Source organism: Catellatospora chokoriensis, from assembly GCF_011297315.1.
GTDB classification, from domain to species: domain Bacteria; phylum Actinomycetota; class Actinomycetes; order Mycobacteriales; family Micromonosporaceae; genus Catellatospora; species Catellatospora citrea.
The window spans coordinates 34,883-49,427 of the sequence record NZ_JAAOTI010000016.1 but is presented as its reverse complement, the minus strand read 5'-3'; the positions used below and the strand labels follow the sequence as shown (position 1 = coordinate 49,427).

General features: G+C 74.1%; 4 protein-coding genes. All 4 read left to right on the top strand.

Annotated elements, in window-relative coordinates; translation table 11 throughout:
- Positions 1-89 precede the first annotated feature (89 nt).
- Positions 90-3,284: a right-handed parallel beta-helix repeat-containing protein gene (locus HAV39_RS23700; RefSeq protein WP_191841358.1), complete on the top strand. Its 3,195-nt coding sequence runs from the start codon at positions 90-92 to the stop codon at positions 3,282-3,284.
- A 358-nt stretch (positions 3,285-3,642) separates the two neighbouring features.
- Positions 3,643-3,963 (top strand): hypothetical protein, encoded by a 321-nt coding sequence (locus HAV39_RS23695; RefSeq protein ID WP_191841357.1) that lies wholly within the window; start codon positions 3,643-3,645, stop codon positions 3,961-3,963.
- A 25-nt stretch (positions 3,964-3,988) separates the two neighbouring features.
- Complete coding sequence (locus HAV39_RS23690) at positions 3,989-4,285, top strand: WXG100 family type VII secretion target (RefSeq protein ID WP_191841356.1); 297 nt, start codon at positions 3,989-3,991, stop codon at positions 4,283-4,285.
- A gap of 45 nt (positions 4,286-4,330) precedes the next feature.
- A complete protein-coding gene (locus tag HAV39_RS23685) occupies positions 4,331-14,530 on the top strand; it encodes a WXG100 family type VII secretion target (RefSeq protein ID WP_191841355.1) in 10,200 nt (3,399 codons plus the stop codon).
- Positions 14,531-14,545 lie beyond the last annotated feature (15 nt).

Below are 14,545 nucleotides of genomic sequence, written 5' to 3'. Positions count from 1 at the left end.
ACGAACCGCAGGCGGTCCGGGCATGGGCCCGCAGACCCGGCCTGGGCCCGACTCGGGCGCTCGTCGTCCCCGCATGGAAAGGTCCCCCGGTGAACCACCGCGTCCTCACCGTCTCCGCCACCGCCCCCGACTCCTACCGCACCATCGGCGCGGCGCTGCAGGCGGTCCGGCCGGGCTGGATCGTCAGCGTCCTGCCCGGCACCTACGCGGAGTCGCTGAACCTGCACGTGCCCTGCACCATCACCAGCGAGGAGGGGCCGGGCACGGTCGTCATCGCGGCACCGGCGGGCAGCGCCGTGGTGATGGAGGCCGAGGAGGCGACCCTGAGCGGGCTGACCCTGGCCTGCTCCGATCTCGACCTGTCCGCGATCGACATCCCGTCCGGGCGGCTGCTGCTGGAGGAGTGCGAGATCCGGGCGCAGGCCGGCGCGGCGATCTACGCCAGGGCGTCGGGCGACCTGACGGTGTCGCGCTGCCACATCCGCAACACCGCCGGCGCCGGGATCATCGCCGTCGACCATGCCACGGTGCTGGTCGAGGAGACCACGCTCAGCCAGGTGCGCACCTCGGCCGTGGTGGTGCGGGCGTCGGCGTCGCTGGTGATGCGCGACAGCATCGTGGCCGACGTCGGCGGCAACGCCATCTGCGGCACCGAGCAGTCCCGGCTCACGGTCGAGCGCTGCACCGTGTCCCGGGCCACGGGGCCGGCGATCGCCGTCGAGGGCGACTGCGAGGCCGTGCTGCGGGCCAGCGCCGTGACCGACACCCAGGAGGCGGGCCTGCTGGTGACCGGCCAGGCCCGGCCGCTGGTGGAGGACTGCCGGTTCACCGGCACCGCGGGTGCGGGCATCGTCGTGGACGGCGGCGCCGACCCCCGCGTGACCGGCACGTCGATCGCCTCCGCCGCGACCCACGGCATGGTCGTCACCGGCGGCGCGACCGGCACCTACCTGGACCTGGCCATCGCCGACAGCGGCGCGGGACTGGCCGTGGTCGGCGGCGCCGACCCGCTGCTGCAGCGGCTGTCGGTGACCGGCAGCCGCGGCCACGGCGTCACCGTCTCCGCCGACGGGCGGGGGCGGCTGGAGGACTGCACGGTGTCCGGTTCGCTGGGCGCCGGGCTGTACACCGCCGACGGCGGCACGCCCGTGCTGCGCGGCAGCCGGCTGACCGGCTCCGGCGAGGCCGGTGTGCTCGTCGGCGAGCGAGGTGCGGGCACGCTGCGCGAATGCCAGGTCGAGGAGTCCGCCGGGCACGGCGTGCAGATCACGGCGGGAGGCGAGCTGGTCCTGGAGGAATGCTCGATCTCGGCCAGCCGCGGCGCGGGTGTGCTGGTCGACGACGACGGCGCCGTGTGGATCACCCGCTGCGAGGTCTCGGGCAACACCGCCGACGGCGTACGGATCGGCCAGGTCCGGTCGTCGTCGATCAAGGGCTGCGCCCTGCACCACAACGGCGGCAGCGGCCTGCACCAGGGCAGCGGCGACGTGGACCTGGCCGTGGCCGATCTGGACAGCCACGACAACGGGCAGCCCGACCACCGGCTCGCACCCGGCGAAGCGATTGAGGCCGCCGACGAACGCCCGGTCCCGGCGGGAGAGTCGCGCCGCACCGCACCGCCGCCCGCGCTGGAGGGCCTGCTGGCCGAGCTGGACGGCCTGGTCGGGCTGGCCGGGGTGAAGCAGGAGGTGAACATGCTCGTCGACCTGCAACTGCTGGCCGGCCGCCGCGCCGCGGTGGGCTTGCCGCCGCCGCCGATGAGCCGCCACCTGGTCTTCGCCGGCCCGCCCGGCACCGGCAAGACCACCATCGCCCGGCTGTACGGGCAGATCCTGCAGGCGCTGGGCACCCTGCGCAAGGGGCACGTGGTCGAGGTCGCCCGCGCCGACCTCGTCGCGCAGATCATCGGCGGCACCGCGATCAAGACCACGGAGAAGTTCGAATCGGCGCTGGGCGGGCTGCTGTTCATCGACGAGGCGTACGCGCTGACCGACGAGGGCGGCGGCACCGGGCCCTCGTTCGGCCAGGAGGCCATCGACACCCTCGTCAAGCTGATGGAGGACCACCGCGAGGACATCGTGGTCGTCGCGGCCGGCTACTCACCGCAGATGCGCTCGTTCCTGTCGTCCAATCCCGGCCTGGCCTCGCGCTTCACCCGGACCATCGAGTTCGAGAGCTACTCCGACGACGAGCTGGTCACCATCGTCGAGAACTTCTGCAAGCGCCACCGCTACACCCTCGACTACGGCACCGGCCACGCGCTGAAGAACCTGTTCGCGCTCATCCCGCGCGACGGCAACTTCGGCAACGGCCGTACCGCGCGCAAGGTGTTCGAGGACGCCATCGGGCGGCAGGCGCAGCGGCTGTCGCGGGCCGAGGTGGTCTCCGCGCCGGAGCTGACCCGGCTGCGGCCGGAGGACATCGGCCCGCCGCCTACCGGCGGCATCCGCCTGGGCGGCGCCGCCGAGCGCCCCGACCTGGCGCAGCTGCGGGCCAAGCTCGCCGCCCTGGTCGGCCTGGAGGAGGTCAAGCGCGAGGTCAACGACACCGTCAACCTCCTGGCGACCTCGCGCAAGCGGGCCGAGGCGGGGCTGCCGGTGCCCGCGCTGGGCCGGCACCTGGTCTTCTCCGGCGGGCCCGGCACCGGCAAGACGACCGTCGCCCGCCTGTACGGGCAGGTGCTGACCGCGCTGGGAGTGCTGGCCAGCGGGCAGCTGGTCGAGGTCAGCCGGGCCGACCTGGTCGCCGAGTACGTCGGTCAGACCGCGCAGCGCACCAGGGAGAAGTTCGAGCAGGCCCGGGGCGGGGTGCTGTTCATCGACGAGGCGTACACCCTCGCGCCGACCGAACGCTCCGGCGGCGCCGACTTCGGCCGGGAAGCCGTCGACATGCTGATCAAACTCATGGAGGACCACCGCGACGACGTCGTCGTCATCGCCGCCGGGTACGACGAGGAGATGGCCGCGTTCCTGAAGGCGTATCCCGGGCTCGGCTCGCGGTTCGCCCACACCGTCCACTTCGCCGACTACACGCCGCAGCAGCTGGTCACCATCGTCGAGCAGCACTCGGCCGCCTCCGGGTACGAGCTGACGCTGGAGGCGCGGTCGGCGCTGCGCAAGCACTTCACCGCGGTCCCGCGCGAGCACGGGTTCGGCAACGGCCGCTTCGCCCGGCAGGTGCTCGACGCGATGATCGTGCGCCAGTCGGGACGGATCAGCAAGATAGCCGAGCCCACCCGCGAGGACCTCGTCACGCTCCTGCCCCAGGACATCGACAAGCGCTGACCGCCTTCGGTTCGGTGCTCGGCAGCCGATGTGCGGTGAACGGCGGCCAAAGCCCAGCCGTCGAATCACCTGCCCGCGGGCATCGTCGCGGTACGCCTGCTCCCGCACCGGGCAGGCGTGCCGCTGGGGGCCCTTGCGTTTATCGCCTGGTCAGCGGCTCGGATGAGTTCCCGGGCCTACGTTCATCGGTGTGTGACCGGCGCGTCGCCCCGGGTGCCTTTAGGCCTTAGGAGAACCAGCCGAACTGGTTACGTTCGGCTTCGCAGCGGCGCCGTGCGGCGACGACGCCAGAGGTGAACGGCCTCGGCGACGCCGGACGGTGTGCCTGCCGCTGCGGGCGATCCAGGGGGTGCGGGCCATGACGCAGGCGCAGCCGTGTGCTGACGAAGACGCTTTCGCGGTATCCCACCGGCTGCTGCTGGTGGCACAGGTGGTGCGCGACGCCCATGCCGCGCTGCGGTCGGGCCTCGACGCGGCCGACGGCTGCTGGGGCGGTGACGGCGAGCTGGCCACCTGGTCGGCCGAAGCCCATGCGCCCGCGTGCGGCACGGTGCTGGCCGGCACGGACGCGGTCGCGGCGCTGCTGGCCGGCCTCAGCCGGCAGGCCGACGGGATCGCCCTGGCCGCGACGTCGGGCACCGTCCCCAGCAGCGCCGACGCGCTCGTCCCGAGCGTGTGAGCCCGGAGCCGGCAGGAGGACGGCCGTGGCCCGACTGTTGAAGGTCGACACAGGCGCCGTGGACGGCGTCGGGCACCGCCTGCTCATGGCGGGCAGCCAGGTCGACGCCCACCGGCAGAACCTGGAGCGCGGACTGGGCGCGACGCCGAACGCGTGGGGCCGCGACGACGAGTTCGCCCGCAAGTTCGCCGAGCAGTACCGGCCCGGCCACGACGAGGTGCTCGAAGGCACGAGGAACCTCGCCCGACTGCTGAGCGACATGGGCGAACACGTGCGCACGACCGGCAAGTTCTTCGGCGCGGTCGAGCACGACAACACGTGATCGCGGCCGCACATGTTCACGGCGTCGCCGGGTCGGGGGTGACCCATGGGCATGCACGTGCCGGAGTGGGTGAGCAAGTTCTTCCTCGTCGTCACCGGTGAATCCTGGCCGCAGGCCGACGAGGACCAGCTCTGGGAGATGGCCGACGCGTGGGCCGCCTTCGAGACGAACATGACCGCCATCGAGACCGAGATCGCGGAACTGTCGCGGGTGGTGCAGAGCGGCGGCTGGGAGGGCGACGCCGCCGCGGCCGTACGCGGCCGATTGACCGAGCTGGTCGACGGCGGAAGCCTGCGGAAGCTGGTCGAGGCGGCGGGCAAGCTGTCACGCTTCGCAGACGACGCGGGCACCAACGTCGAGTACACGAAAGCGTCGATCATCGGGCAGTTGCTCATCCTGACCGTACAGATCATCATGCTGCTGCCGTGGGTGTCGTTCCCCCCGACGTCGGCGTGGGCGTCGGGCTGGATCTCCTCCCTGATCGCCTTCGGGCGCTACATGTCGGCCACCTTCTTCCGGCGGCTGATCACCTCCATCCTCTTCGGCATCGTGCTGCAGGTCGGCCTTGACGTGGCGATCCAGTTCACGCAGCTGTTCATCACCGGCACCCGGGACAAGTGGGACGCCAAGCGCACCGGCGGCGCCGCCCTGGCCGGAGCGATCGGCGGCGTGCTCGGCCCGATCCTGTCCGCCGGGTTCGGCCGGATCTTCGGGCCGAGGTTCGTCACCTCGATCGTGGGCTTCGCCGGCATCGGCGCGTTGCACGAGTGGAGCACCGAGGCGCTGGCCGACCTGATCCTCACCGGCCGGCGCGAGCAGAACGACAACGAGTGGGCCTCAGCCTCAGCCGGTGCGGTCGAGGGCGTGCTGGACTGGATCGGTCACCGCGGCGGCAGGAACTCCGCAGGCGCGGGCCTCGACAGCGGGGTCGGCGACCTCGACATCCCCGGACTGGACGGCAACCCGTTCGATTTCGACCCCGGCCCCGACCGGTTCGAGGGCCACGCGACCGCCGACGGCGACTTCACGTTCACCGGGATCTTCCCCGACCCGCAGACGTTCATCGGCAACATCACCTTCACCGGCACGCTGAACCCGGCGGGCGCACCGCCGCAGAAGAGCACGTTCACGGGGTCGGGGGCGTTCCAGGGCAAATTCGACGGCGCCTTCGACCGGTCCCGGCTCGGCACCCGCAACGACATGATCGTCGGCCAGGTCACCGGCAGCGGCAGCCTGACCGGGGACTTCCACCTGTCGGGCTCCTTCACCCCCGTGCCCGGCACGGGCACGGTCGGCGAGCACACCCCGCCGCAGTCCCGGCCGGGCACGCCCGCCCAGCCCGTCACCTCCGTGACGCGTCCGGGTTCCGGGCCGGCCTCGCCACCGACCAGCGGGTTGACCGTCAACAGCCCGGCCACGCCACCGCCGACGCCTGCCCGCACACCGCCGGAACTGCCCGCTGCGGCCACCGACACGACGCCACCAGCCCACGCACCGGCCGCCTTCGCCGAAGCCAGCACCTCCACGTCGGCCACAGACACGACACCACCGGCCAACGCACCGGCCGTCTTCACCGAACCCAGCACGCCCACATCGGCCACAGACACGACACCACCAGCCAACGCACCGGCCGCCTTCGCCGAACCCAACACGTCCGCGCCGGTCACGGTCCTACCCGACGATGTGGCGCAGCACGCCGAGCCGCCGGGCCGCGATCTCGTGCCGCAGCCCGCTGCGCAAGGCGGCAGTCCCGCTCCCGCCACAGACGCCAAGCCGGGCGGCGGCGACCGCACGGTCGTCGTACGCGACCGGCCGGTTCCCTCTGCCGGCTGGCACACGGTTCCCGGCGGCTTCGCCCACCCCGCCGAGCGCGTACTGGTCACCACCGACGGCCGCTGGCAGACCCTGCCGGCGTCGACGCCGGTCGCGGGCCGCCCGGGAGCCTCCCTGATGCGCGCCGACCTGTTCGGGCTCTACTTCGCCACGGCCGACAACAATGTGCTGCACGTGCCGCTGCGCTCGGACCAGGTGACCACGGCCGACACCCGAAGCGCGGCCATGACCGCCACCCCCGCACCCGCCGACGCCATGACGGCCCGGGACGGCACGACCACCCTGGACACGGTCGTCGACCCGACGCCGCTGACGGCGCAGGCAGCGGCGGCACTGGCCGCACTCGCGGTGACCGGCGACGGCAAGGTGCTGTTCCCCGGACCGTACGGCGGAGCCGACCTAGCCGCGGCGCGATGGGTCCCGCCGGGCTCCGGCTCGACCCGGGTGATCGTGCACGCCCAGCACGCCCTGGTCCGCGTCGGCAACAGCCTGCTCACGCCGCAGCAGTTCGCACAGGTGCTGTCCGCGCTGCCACCGGGCACCCTGCGCGGCACCATCGAGCTGATCAGCTGCAACACCACGCCGACCGCGGGCACCCTCGCCGGGTCGCTGGCCGTGGCGCTGGACCGCCCAGTGGTCGGTGCGACGACACCCGTGTGGACCGCCGTCGGTCCCGGCGCGCCGTCGTGGGCACGGGCCATCGCCGCGACCGTGGACCCGTCAGGCCGGCTGCGGCCGCGCCTGAACCCGGACGGCACTCCCGACGGGCGTTTCGTCCGGCACACCCCCGACGGTACGGGCGGCTTGCGCACCGAGAACCTCGGCGCCACCCTCGATCCGGCCACCGCCGAAGCCGTCGACGTGACCGACGACGCCGCGCTCACGCCCCTGCAATCCAGCCCGCAGGCCGCCGGTGCGATCAGCTGGCACCAGTGGGTCGCCCCCGTCGGCACCTTCGGGCCCGCGCGCAACACCCCGGCGCTGCTGCGGGAACCGGGCATCATCGGCGGGCAGAACGTGCCGATCCACGACGTCGTCGACACCAACGGTGCGCTGCGTGCGCACATCGCGGCCCAGCTGACCGCGCTGGCACCGCGCGGCTGGAACCAGCAGCAGCTCACCGACGCCGTCAACGCCCAACTGCCCGACACCGAACTCACCGCACGCGGCAGGTCCCTGTTCGACGGCTCGGGGTTGCGCGTCACCCTCGGCAAGGGGCGCGACGCGATCGAGATAAGCCTGACCGCGGTGGCGGGAGCCCAGTCACGGGCGGCTCCGCTGCTCGGTTCGGACGCCTCGGCCGCACAGGTGTCCTCGGGCAACAGTCCCGACCGGCGTACCCCGCAGCGCACCGCCGTCGACACCACCCGTAGCGAGAGCAGCGCCGGCAGCCTCACCGCCGCGCTCGGCTACTCGGCGGTGGGCATGTCCGACGTGCCGATCCCGGCGGTGCGGGCGGTCCCGCTCGGCTCGGTGTCGGTGCAGGGCACCAGCACCACCGTGCTCAGCCAGTCGGCGCAGACGCGCCTGCGTACCAACGAGGAGATCACGCTGCCCGCCGCCGGCACCGCGGCGACCCAGGCACAGGCCTGGCAGACCACGGGGGCGGTGACCGTCGAGATCACCCGGCGCGGCTACGGCAGCCAGCAGTTGCCGGGCGGCCACCTGGAGGTGACCGTCTCCGCGCTGAACGCCATGACCGCCGTGCCCACGGTGCCCGCGCCCGGCAACCAGCAGCCGCAGTCGCCGCAGCGGGGCTGGCAGCTGCCGCCCAACGCGGTGCTGGAGACCACGTCGGTGCCCGGCGACCTGTTCGGCTCCCTCGTCAACCACGGCCAGATCCCGCCCGGCTTCCGCAAACCCGGCAGCGACCACCGCGCCGCCCTGGCCGACCTGACCGACGCGCAGACGCTGGGCCTGAACCGCCACGGCCTGATCGTGCCGCCCGGCCACGTCGCGCCCGCCAACGCGGGCGCCGCTACTCCGGCCACCACGGGACTGACCACCGACAAGATCACGTCTCGGCGGGGCGAGGACACCCCGGCCTGGCAGCGGCCGTTCACCGCCACGCAGCGCGGCTTCACGACCCTGACCGCCGTGGCAGGCACCCCCGTGCTCATGTTCAACCCGCTGACCCTGCCCGGACGTGCCGAGTCCGCGATCCGGGCCGGCGCCTCCGGCAGCAGCTCCACCAGCCACGACACCACGGTACGGCTACAGGGCACCGCCGGTGTGGGTGTCTCGTTCGGGGAGGACACCGCCGACCCGCTCCACTACGGCACCTTCGCGGCCTCCGGCATCCTCGGCGTCGAGCGTGGCTCGGGCTCCAGCAGCTCGACGGAGTTCTCCACGCAGATCGAGGCCAAGAGCAAGGTCACCGGGGACATGCTGCTCTACCGCGTCCCGCTGACCGTGTACGCGCACGACCACGTCGGCCACGACGCCGCGCCCGCCCGGCAGATCGGCACCGGCCCGGCGCACGTGTACCTGTGGGTGACCCCGCTGGACGCCCACCGCCTGGGCTACCCGGGCGCCCCCGCGCCCACCCCGGTGCCCGCGCACGCCGCAGCGCCCGCCTCGCCGCTGCCCCCGGTAGTCGGCAACTGGCAGCCGATGGCGCTGCCCGACGTGCGCGACATCCGCACCACCGCCGACAACGGCACCAGGCTGTGGGACCGGGTCGTCGCCACGGTCAACGCGGTCGATCCTGATCTGCTGCCACGCCAGGGCGTCACACCCGACCGGGCCCGGCTGCGCAACCTGCAGGCACTGCAGAACGCCGTCACCCAGTCCCACCTGCGCGGCAACTGGCGCACCCTGCTGGAGTCCGGGATCCGGGTATCACTGGAACGGCCTGCCGACATCGCCCACGACACCATGCGGGCCTCGCAGCACGTCTCCATCGTGATCAGCGCCGCGCTCACCTCACCGCTCACCGCCGACAACGCCCTCATCCCCGGCACGCAGATCGAGGAGACGACCCGGGCCGGCCAGGCACACACCGACGGACGCTCGGTCAGCCTCGGCGCGCGCGCCGGGGCGCAGGTACAGATGGGCATGAGCACCGGCCGGGCGAGCACCGCCGCCAGCAAGGTCCGGGCATTCTTCATCCGGTTCGGGGCCGTCATGTCGTGGCGGCACCAGCGGTCGCTGTCCGGCGGCACCGCCCCCGCCACCGGTCACCTGACCAAGGTCGACCGCCCGCTGCGCGCGCACAGCGCCGACCTGGCGTTCTCGGTGCGTGCCGAGTACGCCGACCGGCCACGTACCCTCAACGCCGTCGCCAACCCCGTACCGGGCAGATTCCACCAGGTCACCGTGCCGGGACCGGCACTGACCGTGGCCAACGGGTTCCGGGTCGGGCTGCCCGAATTCGACCAGGTGCACCCACTCGCTCCGGTCGGCGGGCCGCCCCGGGTGGAGATCGTCGACACCGCGGTCGCACCGCACCCGGGGACGGTCAGCATCCAGGGCCCGCACCAGTTCCTCGACGCGCACGTCGCCGGCGACGCCCTGTTCACCGCCGCGGACATCGCCCTGGGCGAGGCCATCACCCGCGAGCAGCCAGGACCCGGGCCGCAGTCGGTACGCGGCCGCCTGGGCCGGCTGTGGAGCGGCTGGCGCAGCACCGCGGGCGTGCGGTCGACCAGCGGGCAGACCTACACCTACGAGTCCACGGCGGTGACCGAGCCGGGCTCGCCCGCCGAGCTGGCCGTCCGCAACAGGCTCACCCCGGACGCGATCCGCTCCGCGCTCGACGTCTACGAACGCGGCGGCGGCCCCGCGACCGTGCTGCGCGGCGGCACCTTCACCGACATGGTCGGCGACCTCACCATGACCGTGCAGCTGGCCAACCCCCGCCGCGCGCTGACCGCCAACACCGGCTACAGCATCTACGACTCCGCGGAGCTCACCGACAAGACCGAATCGGGCCGCCGCCGGGAGAGCGGCTGGGACGTCACCGCCGCCGTGCAGATGAACAGTGAGGCAGCCCCCACCAGCGCCACCGACCCCCGGGGCGTGCACCGGGTCACCGCCATGCCGCAGGTCGGTCACAGCAGCCGCACGGGTGAGCGCGACGAGACCGAGAACGTGCACGGCATCGCCCGCCGCGAGGTGGTGGAGAACGAGGTCAGCACCGCGATGCTCGCCGACCTGGTCGTCACGTTCACCGGCGGCCTGTCCGCGCGGAACGTCATCGCCTCCTCGCACACCCCGGACGTGACCGTGCGCGTCACCGCGCCGGACTCGTTGCTGTTCCTGGTGACCGAGGCCGAAGCGGCCCGGCTGGTCGCGGTCGCGAACCAGCAGCCCGCACCGGCCGCGCCCGCGGCGGCACCGGCGGCGACCCGGATGCCGCCGTTCCTGCGCCGGATGCTGGGGCTGGGTGTGGTGCACCGGGCGGTGCCGCCGCACGACCCGGTGCCGCCACCCCCGAACGCCCCGCCCGGCACCCCGCCGCAGCCGTCGCTGCGCGACCGGTTCGCCGACTCGCTGCCTCAGGACGTGCCGGCGCGCATCCGCGAGCGGGCCGCCGACGTGGCCGCGGATCTCATCACCCTGCAGCGGCTCAAACCGGCCATCGACGGCCTCTACGACGCGGGTGTGTCGGACACCTTCACCATCGACGGCGTGCTGTACCGCGACGAGGTCAAGGTCGTGGTCCAGGCCGCCGCGAGCAACCACCGCCCGGCCGCCGAACAGGTCCCCGGCGCGCTGCGCGCATCGCTGTTCAGCTCGGCGGCCACCGGCACCAGGTGGCAGCGGTTCCGCCAGCGGGTGACCGGGCTGAGCGTGCCCGCCTTCTACGGCGGCGGCTCCCGGCTCACCACCGGCGAGGGCACCAGCACCGGCCTGCAGTCGCTGCCGCTGGGCCTCACCGCGGCCGTCAACAAGGTGCGCCACTGGTCACGGCTGAAGGCCGCCAGCCGCAACACCTCCGGCTACGTGGAGAAGTCCGGGCCGCTGACCGGCGTCGACACCGACCACGCGTACACGGTGACCGTCACCCGCCAGCGCGTCTCGACGAAACTGGGCGTGGCCACGATCGCGGTCGGCGCCGCGACGCACCTGATCGGACGCGTACGCCGCCAGGTCTGGCCCGGCACCCCGGTCGTGCAGCACAACGCGGTCACCGTCGCCGTGCCGGTCACCGCGACCGACCGTCCCGCGGAGCTCGCCAACAGGCTCAACACGATCGGTCAGACCGCACCCGGCCAGGACACCCCGCCCGCGCTGACGCACACCCCCGGCGGGGACGGCACCACACCGGCCTGGGCCCTGCCGCCCGGAACCTCGTACTCGCTGGAGGGGGTGGTCGCGGGCACGGCGCTGCGCGACGCGGTCACGCGGGCGTTCACCCCGGCCGGCGGCCGCACGCCGCGCCTGCTGACCGACTACGTCACCGACCTCGTCCTGGACCGGATCACCGGCGGCGAGACGATGCTGCCCCGGGTGCGCACCATGCTCGACGGCGAGCTGCGTTCCGGTGACCTGTTCGACGACTCCGGGCTCGTCGTCCAGCTCGGCGGCTTCCGGGTCACCGCACGGCTGCACGGCAGGCCGCTGCTGCTGTCCACCAGCACCACGGTGGAGCAGGAGGCGCAGCACGAGGTCGGCGAGATCGAACGCGAGTCCGGCTCGTCGGGCCTGGACGTCAACGCCGGCGCCGCCGGGGTGCGCGGCGGTGCGGTCATCGGCGGCCAGCCCGACACCGACGCCGCCCGGCGGGCGTTCGACTGGCAGCCCAACGAGCTGCTGGGCGACCTCGCGCCCGGTTCCGGCAGCCGCGACAGCGCCTCGTCCGGTGACGGCCTCAGCGGCGGCACGAAGATCAAACAAAAGAACCGGTCCTGGGTGTACGGCGTCGACCTGGCCCTCTACGTCGAACCCGACCGGATCGACGGCCACCTGCCCGTGGTCGAGGGGCGGCTGCCGGTGGCCCCGGCGTCGGTGGTCGTCGACTGGGGCGCCCAGCTGCGCCTGTGGGCCGGCGACGTCGAAGCGATGGGCATGCTCGGCTGGCGCGAACGCCTTGGCGACCCCGCGGACCTCACCGGCGTCGCCGTCGACCCCGGCACCCACCTGGCGGTCGTCAACGGACAGCTGCACCTGGCACCGGGCGCCGGAGCGCCGGTCGGCGACATCACCGCCCTGCCCTCGGACTCCGACGCGGTCCTGGTCGTCGACGCCGGGGTGAGCGACGCGCAGGCCGCCACGTTCGTGAACGGGCTGGCGGCCCCGTCGCGGCCGCCCGCGATCCGCGCGGACGGCCACACCCCCGCGCAGGCGGCGACCCTGGCTACCGCGACCGGAGTGCCGGTCGTCGTGGCCAACGGGACCCGTGCCCTGGCCCCGAACCAGGGCGTGACCGTCCCCGCCGGAGCCGACCCGGCACGCGACCCCGGCTGGCCGGCCCTGGTCGAGGAGATCCGCCACACGCCCCACCAGCACGGACCTGTCACGACCGCGCCGACGAGCGTGCGCCCGGTCGACACCTGGCTGCGGGCCGGCCACGGCCTCACCCCGGTGCCGGGCAACCCCACCGCGTTCGCGCTGGCCGCACACCCCGGCGTCCTGGTCGAGGCGACCGCCTCCGGCCTGTGGATCCGCCGCGCGGCCGACCCCGCCGTCGCCGACGTCCGCACCGCGCACGACGCCCCGGCCACCCCCGCCGGCCCGGTGCTGCGGGTACAGGCCGACACCCAGGCCCTGCGCGACGCCACCGACCACGTGCTCGCCCACCTCCACCCGGACCTCTCGCGGCAGGCGATGGTCCACCGGCCGAACCCCCCGGCGGGCGCCGACCAGCTCGTCCCCGCCGCGGCATGGACCGACCGCGACCACCTCGACGCCCGCGACCGGGCCGCCGCGGACCTCGACCTGCCCGGCCCGGCCGGCGGGCGTACCCCCCGCCAGGTCGCCACCGCCGCCGCCACGAGCGCCAGCACGGTCCGCGACTGGCTCGCCCCACCGGCGCCCGCCCAGCCCACGCCGCGCGACGTCGCCGACACCGCGATCACCGCCTACGCTGCCGAGATGCGCGCACGTCGGCGCGACTGGGACAGCGCCGTCGCCGCGCTCGCACCGCAGCCCACCCCCGCCCAGCTGCAGGCCGTCCGCGACGCCGCCGCGCGACTGGACCCCGACCAGCCCGCCAGCGCGGCCCTGCGCGGGCTGCGCGACATCGCCCAGGCGGCCGTCGACCACCTCGCCACACTGCGTGACCAGGCGCGAGGGCACAGCCAGACCCTCGCCGGCCATCAGGGCGCCGTCGCGGCCATCCAGCGCCCGCTGGCCGCCTACCAGCAGGCCGCCACGGCCGCGGTCGGCTCCGTGACCGCGGCGGTCAACGCCGGCCACCCACCCGGCACCCCGCCGGCGCAGCGCGCCACCGACCTGATCACCGAGGCCGGCAACGCACAGGCGGAGGCGGACGGGTTCGTGGCGACCGCCGCCGACCTGGCTGTCCAGCGCCGTGCCGCCGACGCTGCCGCGCTCGGCCACGCCAACGCGCACACCGCGACCGCCGCCGCGATGGCAGGAGTCGCGCCCGTCGACGCCGCCGCACTCCTGTCCGCACACCACGGCCTGCTCGGCGTCGCCGACCCCGCCAGCCGGGACGCCTACCGGCGCACCCAGGAAGACCTCGACGCGGCGACCGCCCGGCGCGACGGCCTCAACGGCACACAGACCGACCAGCGGGACACCGTCAACCAGGCATCCGCCGCCTGGGCAGCTCAGGTCACCGCGTTCACCACCGCCGCAGCGGGTCACGACGCCGCCCGCACCGAGGCCGGCACGACACTCGACGGGCTGCGCGACCGCATCCGCGACTACGACGCCGCGAACCTGGGCAGCTCCCGGCTGACCACCGTCGGCACGACCACCGCGGGCCTCCACCGGGTCGCCGACCAGCTCGCCGACCGGCTGGCCGAAAACGACACCGCCAGGCGGCGACTGCACGACGCCCTCACCGCCACGGACCTCGACGTCGACGCCGTCACCTCCGCACTCGCCGCCGTGACCGACGCCCGCCGGCACGTCGAGACGGCCGCGGCCGCACTCACCACGGCCGTACGCAACGTGCCCGGCTGGACGGGACAGACGCCCGGCAGCATCGCCCAGCGCAACCAGGCCGTCCTCGCCCTGGGTCGGGCCGCCGACACCCTCGACCGGCAGGCGCGGGCGCTGGTGGACGGGCAGCCCGCCCCGGCGCTCGGCACCACCCTGCGCACCCTCGACCTGGCAAACCGGACACTCGCCGAAATCACGCGCCGCCTTGGAGAAGCGCAACGGGACTTCCTCGCCGCCGACGAACGCCACCGCGGCGACCGCCGCCGCGCCGCGCTCGCCGCCTGGCAGCGTGCCCTGACCGACCTGAACCGGCTGCTGGCCCCACTGGCCCGCTGAAACCGAACGGAGACG

Excerpts from the sequence above, each read along its gene's own strand:
- HAV39_RS23695 (WP_191841357.1), top strand. The coding sequence starts at position 3,643 with ATGACGCAGGCGCAGCCGTGTGCTGACGAAGACGCTTTCGCGGTATCC.
- HAV39_RS23685 (WP_191841355.1), top strand. The coding sequence starts at position 4,331 with ATGGGCATGCACGTGCCGGAGTGGGTGAGCAAGTTCTTCCTCGTCGTC.